The 19,027-nt window shown below is 57.0% G+C and carries 15 protein-coding genes; 8 read left to right on the top strand and 7 right to left on the bottom strand.

The features are described 5' to 3' along the window. Nucleotides 1-351: 351 nt before the first annotated feature. The gene (locus tag H598_RS0103455) at nt 352-1,827 is read left to right on the top strand and encodes an MFS transporter (RefSeq protein ID WP_028111757.1); all 1,476 of its coding nucleotides are present in this window, start codon (nt 352-354) and stop codon (nt 1,825-1,827) included. Nucleotides 1,828-2,030: 203 nt separating this feature from the next. Here the strand turns inward: H598_RS0103455 and H598_RS0103450 are convergent, their stop codons facing one another. Continuing rightward, complete coding sequence (locus tag H598_RS0103450; protein ID WP_028111756.1) at nt 2,031-3,200, bottom strand: iron-containing alcohol dehydrogenase; 1,170 nt, start codon at nt 3,198-3,200, stop codon at nt 2,031-2,033. A 126-nt stretch (nt 3,201-3,326) separates the two neighbouring features. On the opposite strand from H598_RS0103450, the gene H598_RS0103445 reads away from it, so the two are divergent. After that, nucleotides 3,327-4,226, top strand: a complete 900-nt coding sequence (locus tag H598_RS0103445) for a LysR family transcriptional regulator (RefSeq protein ID WP_028111755.1) — start codon at nt 3,327-3,329, stop codon at nt 4,224-4,226. On the opposite strand, the gene H598_RS0103440 is transcribed toward H598_RS0103445, so the two are convergent. After that, nucleotides 4,204-5,151: an alpha/beta hydrolase gene (locus tag H598_RS0103440; RefSeq protein ID WP_051252348.1), complete on the bottom strand. Its 948-nt coding sequence runs from the start codon at nt 5,149-5,151 to the stop codon at nt 4,204-4,206. The genes H598_RS0103445 and H598_RS0103440 overlap by 23 nt on opposite strands. After that, complete coding sequence (locus H598_RS0103435) at nt 5,151-6,644, bottom strand: wax ester/triacylglycerol synthase family O-acyltransferase (protein ID WP_084144303.1); 1,494 nt, start codon at nt 6,642-6,644, stop codon at nt 5,151-5,153. Before H598_RS0103435 ends, H598_RS0103440 begins: the two co-directional genes overlap by 1 nt. Before the next feature lie 301 nt (nt 6,645-6,945). Here H598_RS0103435 and H598_RS23215 point away from each other — a divergent pair, with 301 nt between their 5' ends. From H598_RS23215 to H598_RS0103420, 3 genes are all read left to right on the top strand, one after another. Further along, nucleotides 6,946-7,467, top strand: a complete 522-nt coding sequence (locus tag H598_RS23215; protein ID WP_051252346.1) for a PH domain-containing protein — start codon at nt 6,946-6,948, stop codon at nt 7,465-7,467. After that, nucleotides 7,457-8,950 carry a PH domain-containing protein gene (locus H598_RS0103425; RefSeq protein WP_028111752.1) on the top strand — a complete coding sequence of 498 codons (1,494 nt, stop codon included), beginning with the start codon at nt 7,457-7,459 and terminating at the stop codon, nt 8,948-8,950. The genes H598_RS23215 and H598_RS0103425 overlap by 11 nt, the downstream gene beginning before the upstream one ends. Nucleotides 8,951-9,170: 220 nt before the next feature. After that, a complete protein-coding gene (locus H598_RS0103420; protein ID WP_028111751.1) occupies nt 9,171-10,508 on the top strand; it encodes a hypothetical protein in 1,338 nt (445 codons plus the stop codon). Between the two features lie 81 nt (nt 10,509-10,589). On the opposite strand, the gene H598_RS0103415 is transcribed toward H598_RS0103420, so the two are convergent. Beyond that, nucleotides 10,590-10,973, bottom strand: coding sequence for a hypothetical protein (locus H598_RS0103415; RefSeq protein ID WP_028111750.1), 384 nt, complete (start codon nt 10,971-10,973; stop codon nt 10,590-10,592). Between the two features lie 296 nt (nt 10,974-11,269). Here H598_RS0103415 and H598_RS0103410 point away from each other — a divergent pair, with 296 nt between their 5' ends. After that, entirely contained in the window at nt 11,270-11,491 is a 222-nt protein-coding gene (locus H598_RS0103410; protein ID WP_028111749.1) for a hypothetical protein, read from the top strand. On the opposite strand, the gene H598_RS0103405 is transcribed toward H598_RS0103410, so the two are convergent. Both H598_RS0103405 and H598_RS0103400 read right to left on the bottom strand, forming a co-directional pair. After that, the gene (locus tag H598_RS0103405) at nt 11,488-12,159 is read right to left on the bottom strand and encodes an SDR family NAD(P)-dependent oxidoreductase (protein WP_028111748.1); all 672 of its coding nucleotides are present in this window, start codon (nt 12,157-12,159) and stop codon (nt 11,488-11,490) included. The genes H598_RS0103410 and H598_RS0103405 overlap by 4 nt on opposite strands. Nucleotides 12,160-12,172: 13 nt before the next feature. Further along, the gene (locus H598_RS0103400; protein ID WP_028111747.1) at nt 12,173-12,802 is read right to left on the bottom strand and encodes a YchE family NAAT transporter; all 630 of its coding nucleotides are present in this window, start codon (nt 12,800-12,802) and stop codon (nt 12,173-12,175) included. A gap of 299 nt (nt 12,803-13,101) precedes the next feature. Between H598_RS0103400 and adhE the strand changes: the two genes are divergently transcribed. Together adhE and H598_RS0103390 are read left to right on the top strand one after the other, a co-directional pair. Continuing rightward, a complete protein-coding gene (gene adhE, locus H598_RS0103395) occupies nt 13,102-15,708 on the top strand; it encodes a bifunctional acetaldehyde-CoA/alcohol dehydrogenase (RefSeq protein ID WP_028111746.1) in 2,607 nt (868 codons plus the stop codon). A 138-nt stretch (nt 15,709-15,846) separates the two neighbouring features. After that, entirely contained in the window at nt 15,847-17,700 is a 1,854-nt protein-coding gene (locus H598_RS0103390) for a putative bifunctional diguanylate cyclase/phosphodiesterase (RefSeq protein WP_028111745.1), read from the top strand. Here the strand turns inward: H598_RS0103390 and H598_RS0103385 are convergent. Continuing rightward, nucleotides 17,669-18,955, bottom strand: a complete 1,287-nt coding sequence (locus H598_RS0103385) for an alpha/beta fold hydrolase (protein ID WP_028111744.1) — start codon at nt 18,953-18,955, stop codon at nt 17,669-17,671. The two genes, H598_RS0103390 and H598_RS0103385, sit on opposite strands and share 32 nt — an antisense overlap. Between the last annotated feature and the right edge of the window lie 72 nt (nt 18,956-19,027).

The following is a 19,027-nucleotide window of genomic DNA, read 5'->3' as shown; positions in this document are numbered from 1 at the left end:
ACCGTGTTGAACAACAGCGATACAAAGGCAAATAAATCAAAGAGTCCGGACATTATCACAAGAGAGTTTTGGTGCAATGTTGTGACAACAGGAATGCTAAGGCTGCCGCAAAAATCACCACCATCCATGGCCACTCCAAGCAATCTCGAACCGACAATCAGCCTCGACGACGCTTCGTAAAGCAAAGTTGCCAGTAGCGGCGCTTATGTAGGCTGGCGAATTCATCGGTTTGCGACACCGAGGTTACATCCCTTTAGCCCGACCGTGGTATTATTCGTAACTTATTGTAAACATTAACATTGTTTCTTTTTTCGCCACAGTGCGAAAAAGTTCCAACAAAGAGAAGTAGTTATGTGGAACAGACTGAACAAGTCAATGATGGTTTGCCAGATGATGTTTGGCTTGTCGTTCTATGGCGTGATGATTGTCCTGACCCGGTTCTTCCTCGAAGACCTGAGTTACTCCGAAGCCGATACCATGATGGTGGTCGGCGCCTTTTCCGCCATCGGTCCGCTGTTTGCCATCGCCGGAGGCTTTATTACCGATAAGTTTCTCGGTGCCTATCGCTCACTGACGCTGTCTTACAGCTGTTTCGCCGCCGGCTACGGCATGCTGGTCGTGGGTGCTTCCATGAGCAATGTGCCCATCAGCCTGGCGGGCATCGCCCTGGCCAGTTACGCCCGAGGCCTGATGTTCCCCGCCTACTCACCGCTGTTCAAGCGCACCTTCAACAACGAAGAAGACTTTGAAAACGGCTACGCGGTCAACTACTCGGTCAACAACATCGGCGCCTTCATCGGCCAGTATATGTTCCCGCTGATTGTGCTGGTGATCGGCTTCAACGGCAGCTTCCTGCTGTCCGCCTCCATGGCGCTGCTGGCATTCCTGTTGCTGCTGGCTACCCGCAAACCCTTGCTGGACGTCAGCCAACCCATCGACCAGCAACCGGTGAGCGCCAAAAACTGGGGCCTGTTTGCGGTGATTTCGGTGTCGATGATCGCCCTGGTGTTCTTCATGTTTTCCAACATGGAGATTGGCAAGAACATCGTCTATGCCATCGGCTTGGGGGCCATCGGCTATTTCATCGCCTTGATGCTTAAAGCCGAAAAGCGCGACTCACTGAAGATGGGCACCATCCTGATCATGGTGGGCCTGACCATCGCCTTCTTCGTCTACTACGGCCAGATGATGACCTCCATGACCCTGGTGACCATCAACACCATGCGCGGCGACCTGTTTGGCTTCATTCCGCTGGCGCCGGAAGCGGCCATGGCGATGAACCCCATGTGGTGCATGGTTGGCGGTCCCCTGGTGGCACTGGTGTTCTCAGCACTGGAAAAGCGCAACATCCATTTCACCACCGCCACTAAGGTGGGCTTTGCCTTTATCCTGACCGCCATCGCCTTTGGCATTCTGACCCTGGCGGTGATGACCATCGGCGAAAGCGTGATCATTCGCCCAGAGGTATTCCTGGCCATTCACTTCTTCCAGGCACTGGCCGAAGTGATCGTCGGCTCCATGGTGGTGGCCTTTATCCTGTCGGTGGCCCCGAAACAGATTGAGGCCTTCTGCGTCAGCCTGTTCTCCGTCGCCATCGCCCTGTCCGGCATCGTCGGGGCGGTGTTCTCCACCTCCATCGCCCTGGAGAAGGGCCAGGCGATCACCCAGGAGATCGTCAAGACCGTCTACGGTGATTACTTTGGCATGCTGACCATCATGGCGGTGGTACTGGTGGCCGTGGCCTTCAGCGCCTCGCAGCTGATTAAGAAGATGCTGGAAGGCAGCGAGCCTGAGGTTGAACCAGAGCTGCAACAGGCGGAAAGCTGATCCCTCGGCCGGACCCGAACAGTCGGGTCCGGCCTTAGCCTTAACATCCCCCTAACGCCCGCCTGCCGTTCGCCCTGCCTCAGCGTGTCACTTCACAACCCAGCGCCAACACACGCCATTTTCGCCATCGTCTCCTAATTCAAGCAAAAAAAAGTCCGGCCTGTAACAGGCCGGACCGCATCGGTTCACAGCAGCAAGTCTGATTACACTGCCGCGTCCAGAATCGCCCGGCTCTTAGCCAGATCGATGTCACCACGCTCACCCAGCTTGACCATGCCATGACGTTCCAACTGCGCCATCAGGGTATCGACCACTTCGGCACCATGACCGTAGTCACTGATGCGAGTCTTCACCTGCATGGTTTCGAAGAAGGCACGAGTGCTGGCAATGGCCGCATCGATGCGGGCCTCTTCGTCGCCGTCGCTCAAGCCCCAGATCCGTTCGGCGTATTGCAGCAGCTTCTCGCGCTTAGGCTGACGCTGAGCCTGCATCAGGCTCGGCAGCACCACCGCCAGAGTCTGGGCATGATCCAGCCCCAGCACCGCGGTCAGTTCATGACCAATCATATGAGTGGCCCAATCCTGAGGCACGCCTTTGCCGATCAAGGTATTAAGGGCCAGGGTCGCCGCCCACATGATGTTGGCCCGCACGTCGTAGTCTTGCTGCTCCGCCGGTTTACCCACATCCGCCATCGCCTTGGGCCCCTCTTCAATCAGGGTCAGCAACAGCGACTCGGCAAAGCGGTCCTGAATCGGCGAGTTCACCGGGTAGGTCAGGTACTGCTCAATGGTGTGCACAAAGGCATCCACCACCCCATTGGCCACCTGGCGGGCCGGCAGGGTATAGGTGGTGGTAGGATCCAGCACCGAGAACTGGGGGAATACCAGTGGTGAGTTGAACGCCAGCTTGTCTTCACCGCGGGTCACCACCGAGTTGCCATTGGCTTCGGAGCCGGTGGCCGGCAGGGTCAAAATGGTGGCCAGAGGCAACGCCTCGGTGACAGGCACTTGCTTAGCCAGGATGTCCCAGGGATCCTGTCCCTGATATTTCGCCGCCGCGGCCACGAATTTGGTGCCATCGGCCACCGAACCACCGCCCACCGCCAGCAGGAAGTCCACCTGCTGCGCTTTAACCATCTTCACCGCCGCCATCAGCTCATCGTACTTGGGATTGGGGGAGATGCCACCGTGCTCGACCCAGTCAAACTCTGCCAGAGCATCGCTGACCTGCTGGTAGACACCATTGGCCTTGATGCTGCCCCCGCCGTACAGCACCATCACCTTACTTCCCGCAGGAATGTAGTTGCCGATGTTGGCGATTTCGCCTTCACCAAACAGGATGCGGGTGGGGTTGTGATAATCAAAATTGTTCACGGCAGACTCCTTGTTTTTGTCACCGGGATGATCAGAGAACACAGGCATTGTAGCCTCTGCCTATTGTATGTAAATCATCGTTTTTGCTATAACACTGTAAACCAGAACTGAACAATGCCAGGGTTAATGAAAACCACATCGGACAACATGCGCATCTTTGCCACCGTGGTCACCGAGGGCAGCTTCACCGCCGCCGCCAAAAAGCTGAAGTTATCCAAAGCCGCCGTCAGCCAACAGCTCAAACAGCTGGAGTCGCGGCTGGGGGTCAAACTGATGAACCGCAGCACCCGCAAGCTGAGCCTCACCGAGGCGGGTCAGGACTATTTTCACAGCTGCATTCGGGTTCAGGCAGAGATCCAGGCCGCCGAAGAGCGCCTGGCGGAACTGCAGGGGCAAGCCACCGGCACCCTCAAGGTCACCTGCTCCGCCAACTTTGGCAGCCGTCACATCGTGCCAGCCATCATCGCCTTTAAACGCCGCTACCCCAGTATCGGCATCGAGGTGATGATGAACGACCAGATGCACGAACTGGTGGCCGAGAACATCGATGTCGCCTTTCGTCTGGGCCCCCTGCCCGCCAGCCAACTCGTCGCCCGGCGAGTACTGCATTGCCCCTATCTGTTGTGCGCCAGCCCGGAATATTTTCAGCGCCACCGGCCGCCCGTCGCCATTGAAGATCTATCGGGGCACAACTGGATCATTCATCAACTGGCCCGCCATCCCAACCGCATCAACGTCGGCATCGACGGCAAACTGGTTGAGGTAACGGTGGACGGCGACGTGATCACCGACAACTCACTGGCGCGAAGGCAGTTTATTCTGGAAGGATTGGGAATCGCCCGGGTTGCCGAGGTGGACGTGCGTGACGACCTGGCCGCCGGCACCCTGGTTCAGGTGATGGGCGACCATGACTTCGGCTCCATGGATCTCTACGGTGTCTATACCGATCGCCAGCTGATGACCCACAAGCTGCGATTGTTTCTGGATTTTGTCCAGCAGTGGTTTAATCCAGACACTGGCGAATAAAACGCGCACTCTGGGCCAGCGCCTGCTCCCCTTCCGGTAGCCGGTGCAGCAGCGGAAACACATGGGGCATGCCCTGCCAGATGTCGAGGTTCACCTTCACTCCCGAGGCCTGCATCTTGGCGCTGATCTGGCGGGCATCCTCCAGCAGCACCTCTTCGGTTCCCACCACCACCATCATCGGCGGCAAGTCATGGTGGCGACCATGATAGGGCGAGGTAATGGGATCCAGAGCCAGTTCAGGCCGGGTCAGGGCGCACTCCTTCATGATGGTTAAAAACGTCGCCGACAACATCGGGTCCCGGTCCAGATTGGCCAGTACCGCTTCCGCCGACAGCGCCAGGTTGGTGCTGGGCGAGAACAAAATACCGCCGGCGGGACTGGGCAACTCACTGTCGCGAATGCGCATCAGGGTCGACAGCGCCAGGTTGCCACCGGCAGAGTCACCGGCAATCACCACCTTGTCGGCATCAAAGCCCGAATCCAATACCCGCTCATAGGCGGCAAAACAGTCGTCGTGAGCGGTCGGCAGCGGGTGTTCCGGCGCCAGACGGTAATCCACCATCACGCCACGAACCTTGGCCTGTTTGCACAGTTTCGCCAGCATGGCGGTGTGCATGTTGGGGGTCTTGATGCAAAATCCGCCGCCGTGAAAATAGAGGATGATCCGATCTTCTCTGCCGCCATCCGGCGTCAACCAGTTGCAACTGAGGCCCTTCACCAACTCGGCCCGTTGCGTCACTCCGGACGGCATCGGCGCCATCATGCCTATGTTGTCAAAACTGGCGGCAATATCGCGGATTCGGTACACGTCGCCGACACGCTGCATCCGGCGTTTGAACCCATGTTTTAGCACCCGGTTAAACACTCGGCTTTGCCAGCTTGGCTGAGCATTGACCACACTGTGGGCGAAATCATCCTGACTCATCAACGTACTCCGGAGGGTTGCCTGGATTCCAGAATAACGCCTTCTTGATTCGGGTGTAAACTGACTCTTTTGTTTACCAGGTGAGGTAAGTATCTGTCGAACATACTGGTCTTAGGCTGAGTCAGGGCTGCTAGCTCCAACTCATCCAGGGCCCTTTGCATGTCGCTGGCCAACAGGCCGATGTCTGGCAGCACCTTACGACACCCCAAAAGGCCCAGGCACACCTTACCGTTATAGGTATAGGCAGAGATGTTGAGGCATTGGCCCGGCGGCAACGCCGACATCGGCGCAATCTGCACCACCTCGGCCCCCATCAGGTAGCGGGTTTGCTCCAGACCAGGGACGGTGGAGATCACCAAGTTGGAGGACGCCGGCCATTTCGACTCCAGACCATACTTAGCGGCAATCATCGACACCGCCTGAATCAGCACCCCGTATTTCTCATACAATGAAGGCGAAAATTCGCGAATCTCATTCTTGGTATCCCTGGCGGCCGACTGAATTCGCCTCAGGCGTGGTAGCGGTAACAGTTCCGGTGGCTGCAGCTCCACCAGGCCGGGGACAAACTGGTTGTTACTGATCATGTCTCCGGGCTGGCGCACATTCATCGGCATCAAGACCACCAGAGGCTTGTCCGGCAAGCTGTGATTGCGTTTCAGGTAGCGCTGCAGCGCCATGTCACCGCAGGTAAGAATGATGTCATTGAAACTGGCGCCGGTGAGTTTACCAATGGCTTTGACCCGCGCCAGCGACCACTGCTGCGTCGCAAAACTGCGGCCCGAAGCCGGCGTGGTATTGAGTATACTCCTGGGCGCCGTCAGCGGCGTCTTGGCACCGGATGGGACCAGCCCCAGAGCGCCGCCAACGACTCTGGCCCCCAGTCGTATCGCCTGGGGCAGCATCCGCGCTTGAGTCAGGGTGTTATCCAGTGACTCCAGTGCAGTTTTCAGCCGTCCCGAAGCGGGAACGTCCGGCCGTGGCGCATGCACTTGATGCTGCCAGATCGGCACCCAGTCACTGTGGTCCGGCGAGCGTGTCAGCATGTTTTGGGCATAGCCATTGATGCGGGCACCATCGAACAGGGCATGATGCAGTTTCAGATACAGCACCACGGTGCCATCACTCATGCCATCGATGACGTACAGCTCCCACAGTGGCCGAGTGCGGTCCAGGGGCTGAGACTGAATCCGGCAGATCAGCTCATTAAGCTGTGCCTGACGGCCGGGAGCGGGCACCGCCGCAAATCGAAGGTGATAGCCCAGATCCACGGCCACCTCCTGCCAGCGATGCTTGCCGGTGAGGCTAAAACGGGGGCGCCAGTTGAAGGGAGCCACCACATCCGTTTTTCCTTGCAGCTTCCGGTACAGGGTCAGCGCAAAGCCCTCCCGGTGCTCGGCATCCGGCTGCAACACCAGTAAAGGCGTAACGTGCATAGGGGTTTGCGCAGACTCGACGAAAAAGAACATCGAGTCCATGAAATTCATTGTCTGCATTGGCAACGGGTCCCTGTTCTGAATGATGGCGACATCTGGTTATTTTTTACCCAACCCTATTGAAGCTAGCAGAGGGTTTTAACCTAAGCAATTGAGCAGGCTATCATTTAGGCGGATTTTCTGGTCAGTATAAAAACCAGGCTGAGAGTGCATAAAATTCATCAATGTCAAAAAAAACGAACAACCGTGAAAATATCAGAATAAAACAACCACTTCCCAACTGAGGTACGGCGGTTTTCCCTTGTACCCACGACCGCATTGGCTTAACGTTTCTGGCACGGACCCCAATCAAGGAAAGCGTATGGAAGCCGATACCCCCATTCCGCCGCCGTCGTGGCGCCCCATACGACAGATTGACTACCAGCCGGTCTCTCCAGCCTACCTCACCCTGGTCACGCTGACGGCGGTGGCCACGATTTTGCTGCCCAGTGTGGCGCTGTTGACCATGCTGATTTTCAGACAGCAGGCGACGCTGCCATTAATAGGGGCAACCGTGTTGCTGTCGATGTTGCTGATGTTGGCGACGGTGGTGATTCGGCGCCTGAAGGCACAGCGGCTCGGCTATGCCCTGAGGCCGGGCGATGTGGTGGTGCAAAGTGGTCTGATATGGCAACAACGCATCAGCCTGCCACTTAGCCGGCTGCAACATGTCAGCGTCACCCAGGGGCCGCTGGAACGGCGGTTGAATCTGGCCACTCTGAATGGCTACAGCGCCGGGTCGCCGCAGGCTGAGATCGTGTTGCCGGGACTGGAGCCGTCGCTGGCCGAACAGCTTCGGCAACAACTGATGGATCACGCAGGCGTCCAGTCCGATGAAAGCTGACTCGCTATTGTGGCGACGCCTCTCCCCCTGGGCCATCGCCGTGTTTTCGACGGCGGGCCTCATCGACAAGCTGAAATTCGGCATCTATGTGATACCGGTGGCCTTTACCGGTGCCATGGATGGGCTTCCCAAAGCCGCCTGGCTGACGGCACTGATGCTGTTGCTGGTCCACACCCTGGCACTCTCCTGGCTAAAGTGGTGGCGCTTTCACTACGCCCTGGACCAAGCTCAGCAGCGATTTGAGCTGCGTACCGGCGCACTGTTTAAAACCGAGCAACGAATTCCCTTGGCCCGAATTCAAAATGTCCGCATCGACCAGCCGTTGCCGCTGCGGATCATCGACAAGGTCAACCTGATTATCGAGACCGCCGGCAGTCAAGGCAGTGAAGCCACTCTGTTTGCCATCAGTGGGTCTGAAGCCCAGGCGCTCAAGCTGCAACTGGTGCCGGCGACGCTGTCGACACCGACCAGTGCGCCGGCGCCGGCTTGCGACGCCCTGAGGCGCACCCCGGCTCAGCTGTTTGTTCATGGCGTCTGTTTCAACAATCTGACCTGGTTAGCCGTGGTGCTCGGCCCAGTGCTGAGTCAGTCGGATTGGCTCATTGATGAACAATGGCTGGCACAAAACCCACAGTGGACGACAGGCACATCGGTGTTAATGCCGGAAACGCCCCTGTCTGTGGCGCTGGTGGCTGCGCTGTTTCTGTTGCTGTGCTATCTGCTGCTGTCGTTGGCCTCCGGGCTGGCCTGCCTGCTCAAATACCATCCCTATCGACTCAGCTTTGGCGACGCCCGCCTGCAACGAACCGGTGGCGTGATCACCAGGCAACAGGATCTGATGCAGACTCATCGCATCCAGTCCCTGCAGCTGCGCCAGTCGGGCCTTGCCAGGATAGCCGGTCTGTGGCTACTGACCCTCAAACAGGTACAAGGATCCGGCCACGATGCCAACCACAGTAACGCCATGCATCTGCCGGCCCTGAGCGAAACCGAGACTCAGACAAGCCTGACGCGCATCGACCGTCGTTTTCGACTGCCCGAGCAATGGACGGCCATCGACCGGTTCTGGCTGTGGCGGCGTATCGGCTGGAGCAGCCTGGCGCTGCTGACGTTGACCGCACTGGTGGCCGCCATTACCGATCTGAGTGTCCTTCAGTTGGCGCTGCTTCTGGTGGGACTGTGGCCGGCCGTGGCGATGGCTTGCTGGCTGCGCTGGCGCCACTGGGGCTATGCCAGCGATGCCTGCGGCCTGTGGATTCGCCATGGACTACTCGGACAGAGCCTGACGCTGCTGCCCTGGTCAAAGTGGCAAAGTGTCACTACGGTGCAAACCCCGGCGATGACATCGCGCCAGCTAATGACCCTGAGGCTATCGCTGGCCAGCGGTCGCTATCTCCTCCCCTGCCTGAGTCAACAACAAGCGGAAACCATCATGGCGCAAGGCCTTGAGCAGGTGAGAGGCGATCATCGCCAATGGCTATGACAGCCGAGCTAGCCGGGATGCCAGCGCGTGAGCGTGTTCACAAACTGAGGCTTTTACCCGAGTCATTGTGTAACGGCCCACATTGAGAACAAAATCCAAAAAATCAATAGGTTAACACCGTTTTCAATCACAGCATCGCCTCAAGCAGCAGGCTGTTTTATCATGACAACACCCAGGTGAAAAATAAGTAAATACAAAGGTTTACGATAAATTCACCATTGTGGATGCCTCACAGAAACGCTACCGTTTTGGCATTGATTCCATCAGCGTATTGACCATGAAACCACTGCTGTTCCTTACGACACTGACCGTGCTGCTGACGGCGGGTTGCGGCTCAGGAAATAACTCCACGTCTCCCATCAATTCGACAGAAACCGCTCCGGCGAGCCAGCCTCAGATGTCTGCCGCTGAAATGGTGATCACTTCACCGATTCCTGATGAGGTTGTCAGCCGCTATCGGCTCAACACCGACTATTACCACAAGATGATTCGCGTTTGGGGCATTCCCGTTCTTGCCCCAAGTCAGGTCGATGACACCTTGCTGAAAAACGCTGCCGAAGTTATCGCCCATCAACTCAGTGACCAAGCGTTGATCCCCGGCCTGCAGCCTCAGATTCGTGATCGGCTGTTGCAACGCAACTTCCGTGTGGTTATTTTTGCTACAACCTACGGTCAATATGGCTCCAAGACCGTTCCCGAATATGCCAGCTTTGAAGACGTGGCCGGCTACGGTGCCACGCCAGACCTGCCTTTGATGGGAGTCACCTCATCGGCATTAGAATACACAGCGGCTGGCAACAATCCGGACCGGGGCAACACCATGATTCATGAGTTAACCCACTCGATTCATCTATTGGCTTTGTCTGATCTGATGCCAGAATTCGACAACCGCCTGCAACAAAGCTATCAGCAGGCCATGGCCGAAGGACGATGGCAAAACAGCCGCAGCTCGCTGGGATACATCAATACCAATCGCTATGAATACCTGGCTGTGGGCTCCGAACTGTGGCACAACCTAAGAGCGACCGAGGCCCAGCAGGATTGGGATCGGGACACGGATCTGCACCAACATTTACAGAACACCGACCCGGACTTATACAACCTGTTAGCGGAATTCTACGACAGCCGCTTGCAACTGCCGCAAGCACTGACGCCTTATCAGGGGGTCCATACCCTCAAGGTACAACTTCGCTATCGGGATTACCCTGCCCCACTGGATCTGAACCAGATGGCATTCGAATTAGTCGGTGACGGCCAGCCGTTTTCCATCGCTCAGGTAAAGGACCCTCGCGTGCGGACAAGCAACAATCGACGATATCACTACGGCTTCTCCAGCGCCGATCCGAACTACGACCTAGATCAAGACCTGTTCCTGCCGCGGCTGACACTGAACAATCCCGACTACGTTAACAACGAGTACCGGATTCGGCTGCTGCAGCAGGAGCTAACCCTAATGGACTGCCAATTTAGCAAGCAACAACTGCTGGCTCATACCGATGCATTCGGGGTCATTCGGGTTGAGGATCCGTTGAGCTGCACCTTGGTTACCACCGACTGATTCTGCGGCAGTCGTGGTAACCGCTCTGCCAAAAAAAGGCCCGGCAATGCCGGGCCTAACTCGTTCTCATCGGTCTGCCACCTAGGCATTGACCGCCCGTGGAAACGGCACCACGTTGTCGGCCTGTTGAAGCAACCTTTTACAGCGAGTATGGATCAAGGCGATGTTGGCCAGGGCCATGTCCAGACCATGCTGATCCGCATCGGACAGACCTGGGTGGTCGCAGCAATTGCCGATCAGCTCCACACTGGCGGTAATGGCACCGCTCAGTTGGTTCAACTGATTGGCGCTTTTCGACATCACCAGTTCCATGGCACGGTTTTCACATTCATACAGACACGCCTGCAACTGAGAGTGGCGCTTCAGGCGTTGAGTCTCTTTGGGCAGTGTCATCACTATCGCAGCGGCTTGCTTAATCAGTTGACGGGCAAATAAGCCAAATTGTGCCATTTCGGTCTGTCGCATCTGAACCTCGTTTCTGGGTCCGGCCAGATCTCCTTATCTCAGCAGCGGAATCGGTTGGTCAATTTCAATGGTGAAAAAATAGACCATCACTCTCAGACCAGGCGTGATCCAATTCACTGTTTTGATCATTGATGAACAAAATCTATGCCAATACCCCTAGAACAATCAGGGAGATCGATCATAATGCGTAACATGCAATCACAATTGATAACATCTCATCAAAGGATGAGCGACTTCCTTTACTGATGAAATCCGGTATAACTGACTCTGAGGCTTGAAGCTGGCAGGAGGCGCAAATGGAGTGGCGTGTATTGACCGCCTTGGCGGTGCTGATGATTGGCAATGGCTACTGGGCTTTTCGTTACTATCAGACACAGCACAATAAAAACATCGATGGCCGTCAACGGATCAGCGAATTGGAAAATCTGCAGGATCACTGGTTGCAGTTTTCAACCGTGGCGATCCTGCTGATCATGCTGCTGGCCCCATTGGCCAGGCAGGCATTGCTGTCGGGCTAACCGCGGCTGATGGTGATGTCTGAGATAAAGCCCTTTTCGCAAGCCGCCAGCCCCTGAATCACCATGGCAGCGGCGTCGTCGGCCGACATAAACACACTGGCATCCAGATAATCCCGACTGTCGTCGTGTTGCCAGAAACCGGTATCCATGCCACCTGGGTAGATCCCCACCAGGCGCAGCGGGCTGGCTTTCAACTCCGCCCGCAACGACTCCAGCATGCCGCGAACCGCCCACTTGGCGCCGCAATAGGCCACCTCATTGGCTTTGGCTTTCAAGGCCGCCGTCGACATCACCACGCCCACCTGCATCGGGGTCTCCCGGTAACGGCTGACCACCTGCTGTAACAGCAGTGCCGCCGTCAATACATTGTTGTCCAGCAACTGCCGAATCTGCGCCTCGCTGTGCTGTTCAAACGCACCAAACAAGCCACTGCCAGCGCAATGCAGCACCGAAGTCGGTGGCGTCGACAAGGAATCAAACAAGGCTGCCACTTGTGACTCACAGGTCAGATCCACGCTGTGCCACTGAGACTTGCCTGGCAACGACTCACTCAGCCGCGCCAGTCGCTGCGAACTGCGCCCCACCAGGCACACCTCGTTGCCCGCCGCCGAATACTGCTGCGCTAACGCGGCACCCAGGCCGCTGCTGGCACCGGTAATGACAATCATGGCTTCCCCTTTGTTAATTCAGTGCCGGAAACAACGTCTTCAGTCCGGCAGCGATCACCTCGATGCCGATGGACATCATCAACAGGCCCATAATACGGGTGATCACGTTAATGCCGGTTTTTCCCAGTACTCGGAAAATCACCGGCGCCGTCCTGAACACCAACCAGCTGAGAACCCCAAACGCCAGGATACACACCGCCATGCCGATCATCGACTGCACGTCCCGGTGCTGTGACGCAAACACAATCACCGAACTGATGGCGCCGGGGCCGGCCATCAAAGGCAACGCCAACGGCACCACGGCAACCGACTCTTTGGCCGCCGCCTCCCGGTCTTCCTCTTTGTTGTGTTTTACCTCACCCAGCTTACCCTGCAACATCGACATGGCAATGAAGGTGATCAACACCCCGCCGGCGATGCGAAATGCTGGAATCGAGATGCTGAACAGATTCAGAATCAACTGACCGGCCACCAGCGTAATAAGTAGAATGACCACCACCGACAGATTGGCCACCTTGGCAGTAGCCAGTCGCTCCTGTTCGCTTTGATGACTGGTCAAAGATACGAATACAGGCAACAGGCCAATGGGGTTAATGATGGCCACCAATCCCAGGAAAAATTGCAGCAGTAAGTAGAAGTCCACTCTGGTTCTAAGCCTCTAACAGGAGGGTAATTATCAAGGGGCATACTGTAGTGAAATTGCCCGGCTCGGAAAAGTGAAATTTTCCACTCCGCCATCGATGTTTCAATTAGTTTTACTAATCTGATTCGTCATTAAACTACATCTCTCTTGCCTCAAACGTGAGGCAGTTAACAGTATGTAACCGCATTAAGTGTAATTTTATTACACGTGGGGAGAACACTTTTCCTGACTCCGGTTTCCACTCCTATACTGAAGCCGCATTCAGAGGAAAGTGTTTTTAAAATTTGAGGATAGTTTAGATGGCTGATAAGCACATTGCCGAACTTGATGCCCTGGTGGCTCGAGTCAAAAAGGCGCAGCAAGAATTTGCCAGCTTTAGTCAGGAACAGGTCGATGCCATTTTCCGGGCGGCGGCACTGGCTGCTGCCAATGCCCGCATCCCTCTGGCCCGTCAGGCGGTTGAAGAAACCGGCATGGGGGTGCTGGAAGACAAGGTAATCAAAAACCACTTCGCTTCCGAGTACATCTACAACAAATACAAGGATGAACTGACCTGCGGCATTCTCGAAGAGGATGAGACCGGCGGCACCATCACCATCGCCGAACCCGTGGGCATCATCTGCGGCATTGTCCCCACCACCAACCCGACCTCGACCGCCATTTTCAAGGCGCTGATCAGCCTCAAGACCCGTAATGGCATCATCTTTTCGCCCCACCCTCGGGCCAAAACCGCCACCAACGCGGCCGCCAAACTGGTACTCGATGCCGCCGTGGCCGCCGGCGCTCCTAAAGAGATCATCGGCTGGATCGAAACACCGTCGGTGGCGCTGTCAAACCATCTGATGACCCATAACGACATCAACCTGATTCTGGCCACCGGCGGTCCCGGCATGGTCAAAGCCGCCTACAGCTCCGGTAAACCCGCCATCGGCGTTGGCGCCGGCAACACCCCAGTGGTGGTGGACGAGACTGCCGACATCAAACGGGCGGTCAGTTCCATCCTGCTATCGAAAACCTTCGACAACGGCGTGGTGTGTGCCTCGGAACAATCGGTCATCGTCGTCGACAGCATCTACGAAGAGATGCGCGAGCGCTTTGCCAGCCACGGCGGCTACCTGCTCAACAAGTCGGAAACCGGCAAGGTTCGCAAAGTACTGCTGACCGACGGCAACCTCAACGCCGACATTGTCGGCCAGCCTGCGGCCAAGATCGCCGAAATGGCCGGCGTCAAGGTACCCTCCTGGACCAAGGTATTGATTGGCGAAGTCAGCAAAACCACGGTGGACGAGCCCTTTGCCCATGAGAAGTTGTCGCCAACACTGGCCATGTACCGAGCCGAGAGCTTTGAAGATGCGGTACAAAAAGCGGAAGCACTGGTGGCCCTGGGAGGCATCGGGCACACCTCGGCGCTCTATACCGATCAGGATCTGCAGACCGACCGCATTCGCCTGTTTGGCCAGCGGATGAAAACTGCCCGCATCCTAATCAACACGCCGGCGTCTCAGGGGGGCATCGGCGATCTGTACAACTTCAAGCTGGCGCCATCGCTGACGCTGGGGTGCGGCTCCTGGGGCGGCAACTCCATCTCGGAAAACGTCGGCCCTCAGCACCTGATCAACAAGAAAACCGTAGCCAAGCGAGCCGAAAATATGTTGTGGCACAAACTGCCGAAATCGATCTATTTCCGCCGCGGCGCGTTGTCGGTGGCACTGGAAGAGTTGTCCGACCGCAAGCGCGCCTGCATCGTGACCGACAAATTCCTGTTCAATAATGGCTATTGCGACGAAACCATTCGTATCCTCAAGGCCCAGGGCCTGGAAGTCGAGGTGTTCTACGAGGTGGAAGCAGACCCAACTCTGGACGTGGTCAAGCGTGGCGCGCAGATGCTGCAGAGCTTCAAGCCCGACGTGATCCTGGCCCTGGGCGGCGGCTCGCCCATGGACGCCGCCAAGATCATGTGGGTGATGTACGAACACCCCGAAGTAGACTTTGCCGATCTGGCCCTGCGATTCATGGACATTCGCAAACGCATCTACCGCTTCCCGAAAATGGGCACCAAGGCGGAGTTGATTGCCATTCCGACCACCTCAGGCACCGGCTCGGAAGTGACCCCGTTTGCGGTGGTGACCGACGAGAAAACCGGCACCAAGTATCCGATTGCCGACTACGAGCTGACCCCCAATATGGCCATCGTAGATGCCAACCTGGTGATGAACATGCCCAAATCGCTGACCGCCTTTGGTGGCATCGATGCCGTCACTCACGCCCTGGAAGCCTTCGTCTCCGTCATGGCCAACGAGTACTCCGACGGCCAGGCACTGCAGGCGCTGGATCTGCTGTTTAAGCACCTGCCGGACAGCTACCTCGGTGGCGCCGAAGCCCCCAAGGCCAAAGAGAAGGTTCACAATGCGGCCACCATTGCCGGCATCGCCTTTGCCAACGCCTTCCTGGGGATCTGCCACTCCATGGCCCACAAAATCGGCGCCGAGTTCCACCTGCCTCACGGCCTGGCCAACGCCCTGTTGATCACCAACGTGATGCGCTTCAACGGCACCGACCTGCCCACCAAGCAAACCGCGTTCAGCCAATATGACCGGCCTCAGGCATTGTGCCGTTACGCCGCCATCGCCGATCACCTGCGCCTGGGTGGCAACAGCGACGAGGAGAAGCTGGAGCGACTGATCACCAAGGTCGAAGAGCTGAAGCGAGTGCTGGAGATTCCGGCCTCCATTCAGGCGGCAGGCGTCAACGAAGCCGAATTCCTGGCCAAACTGGATGAAGTGGCCGAAGAAGCCTTCGACGATCAATGCACCGGCGCCAACCCACGCTACCCACTGATCAAAGAGCTCAAGCAACTGCTGCTGGACAGCTACTACGGCCGTCCTTATCAGGATCAGCACAGCTAACACCCAGCCACAGCAACAAGGCCGCTTCGGCGGCCTTTTTTTGTCTGAATTTTCGCTCTAAACAAAGGTTAACCATCCTGACATCTGTTTGTCGGGCTGTTACCATGTTGGAAAAAATAAGCACCAGAATTCAAAACGATGCTCTCTTCCCGCCACATGTCTTTACCGATCATCATCAGTCTGCACTGGCTGACCCTGATCTCCACCATCGGTTTTGCCATTCACCACCTGGTCAACAGCGACCAGCCTCGCGCGGGAATGATCGAACTGCTGGCTGCACCGCTGCTCGCCATCTCACTGTGGCAATGCTACCGGCGCGGGGAGGAATCTCGGCCGCTGCTGGTGGGGTACTCGTTGTTGATGATGGTGGCGATCTCGATCTTCACCTACAGCCACGGCCTGCGCGGGCTGTTTTTCGTGTTCCCGGTGGCCGCCGGCCTGTTCTGCATCATGCCGTTTAAGTATGCCGGCACCCTGGGGATCCTGTACTCTTTCGTTAGCTTTATGGCCGCCACCCACAGCGTCGAATTAGAATCACTGATCCGATACAGCATCTCGGTGATCATCACCTACAGCTTTATCTGGTTCTATGTGCATGGCCAGATTCGCAGCTACCGCAACCTGCAGCGCTCTCACCTGACCGATCCGCTCACCGGCCTGGACAATCGCCGCGCCATGGAACAGTGGATACAGAATCAACCTCCGGCAGCACCACAGCTGTGTATGCTGCAACTGAACATCGATCAATTCAAAGGCATTAACCAACGCTATGGCCGTTCCATCGCCGATCAGGCCCTGACCGAAATCGCCAAGCGGCTAAGACGGTTGCCGTCGATACTCAGCCAGGATGGCTACATCATCGACGGCTCCAGCCTGATTGCCCGTAGCAGTGGTGACGAGTTTATCGTCGGCCTGTACCTGGCACCGAAAGTACGCAACGACACCCTGGCGGACCTGATTCGCCAGCAGGTCGTGGGCATCTACCACATCCAGGAACATACCCTGGCCATTTCGGTGACCCTGGGGTACTCCCGCCGAGGCAATGAGTCCGCCTCGGAAAAACTGGTGCAGGCCAACAGCGCCACCACCCTGGGCAAACTGGCCCTGCCCGGGCACACCTACTGCTTCAGCGAAGAGATGGCCATCGAGATGAAGCGCGAAGCCCGCATTCAACAAGGGCTGCGCAAGGCCATGGACGAAGGCGCCTTCGTGCTCAAGTTCATGCCCATTCACCAGAGAGACAAACCTTGGTGCACCAGTGCCGAAGCCCTGATTCGATGCACCCATCCGGATCTGGAGGGAATTGGCCCGGATCTGTTCATTCCGGTTGCCGAAAAATACGGCATGATCTACGAGCTCGATCTGTGGGTCATCGAACTCTGTTTTCGACAGATCGGCGCCCTGAAAGAGGAACATCGCAACGACGTTCGCGATCTGAGGGTGGCCATCAACATCTCATCGCTGGAGCTCAATAACCCGAAACTGCCAGCCCAGATCATCATGCTGGCCAACCGCCATGACATTGACCTTAACACTCTGGATCTGGAACTGACCGAAACCGGGCTGGTGAGTCACAAACCCAGCGGGCTGAAGATGCTGACCGAACTGAGGCAGCACGGTATACGCATCATTCTGGACGACTTTGGTACCGGCTATACCGCCTTTAATCAGTTACAACACTACCCCATCGATCGCCTCAAGATTGACCGCAGCTTTGTCAACGAATTGAGCCTCAGTGGTCAGGCCCACACCCGCTCATTGGTGGATGTCATTCTGAGGGTGGCTGAAATCTATGGCATTCCAGTCACTGCCGAGGGGGTGGAAACCCAGGAGCAACTGAACTATCTGGCCCAGCGCGGCTGCCACTCGTTTCAGGGCTACTATTTCAGTCCGCCGGTGGCACTCAGTGAACTCATTAGTACCCGCCGCCAGCAGAAGCAGTCCGTCGAACACGCCTGCACTATCGCAAATGCTGTCCCCGATTCAGCCTAATCAACCGATCCAGGATTCGATAACCGTCCATGCGAATGCCGTTGTGCTCGTATTCTGAGGTACGCCAGGCGTTGAGGTTGGCCACCTGCGCCAGGGTCTCTTCACTGTACGCGTACTCCACAAACATGTCTTCGGTGTACACCGCCGCCGCCACCGGCACCGGGTTCACCGCCAACCGGTCAAGATCGTACAGTTCCGGCCAATCGGCCTTAGTAGCTAGCGCCTGAGCCAACGGTTGCAGAGGCCGCAACCGGGAAAATTGCTCAAACATCCAGGGGAAAATCATCTCACCGGTAAAACACAGCGGCTTACCGGGTTGATAGCAGAATTGCGGCAACCCCTGCCGAACTCGGTGTGCGGCCCAGTCTGAGGCGCGTTGCTGGTTGTAGATGGGTTCATGCAATATCGAAAACAGCGGGTTGGTATCGTAATCGAGCATCTGCATCACCCCATGCAGGAACAGCGGGTTGATGATCTCGCCCGCCGCTGTGGGCAGCAATGCCTGCTCGAGCAGATAATACAGTGCCTCCGGCCCCTCCTCGACACCGAGGTGAAGTCCCAGCAACTGAAATCGTTCCACCGTCAATCGCTCACCATCCGGCAGGCAGACTCGGTGTTGATCCAGGTAGTCGGCGATGCGATCGGCCATCCCCTGCGCCTTGGGGAAACGCCGGAAAAAGGCTCGATTCTTATCCGCCACCCGTTGAAACGTGGCCTGATACACCTCATCGGCACTGCGCTGCAACGACGGAATGCCGCCGGTTATGTAGGCCTCGGTCAGAGACTCCGGCGCATAAGAGAGATAACGAAGTACGCAGAAACCACCAAAGCTCTGCCCCAGAATCGTCCAGGGGACATCCCCTATCAACTGCTGGCGTATCGCTTCCGCATCCCGGACGATGTTGTCGGCCCGATGCTGACTCAGGTAGGCCACCTGCTGAGGTAGGCTCATGCTGGCCAGGGCTTCCGCGTGGATCGGTGTCGACAGGCCGGTGCCGCGCTGATCCAGCAACAGCACCCGGTACTCCTGAAGGGCCCGATCGATCCAGCCACTGCGGGAAAGCGGCCGTACCGCGGCAAAACCGGGGCCTCCCTGAAAAAACACCAGGTAAGGCAGACGCTCACTGGCCCGCTCAGGGTCGCACAACTCCCGGGCAAACACCTCCAGGGTCTGACCCTGAGGCTGGGTATAATCCACAGGCAGTTGAAAGCGGTGTTCTCGGGTTATCAGACCGGCAACCGTGGTATCGCGCATCGTCCATGACTCCAAAATAGACAGGGCGATAATTGTATACAATTATCGCCCTGTACGACACCACTGCCACAA

The sequence above is a fragment of the Ferrimonas kyonanensis DSM 18153 genome (assembly GCF_000425405.1).
GTDB classification, from domain to species: domain Bacteria; phylum Pseudomonadota; class Gammaproteobacteria; order Enterobacterales; family Shewanellaceae; genus Ferrimonas; species Ferrimonas kyonanensis.
The sequence above is the reverse complement of the archived record's forward strand: the minus strand, read 5'-3'. Positions and strand labels throughout refer to the sequence as shown.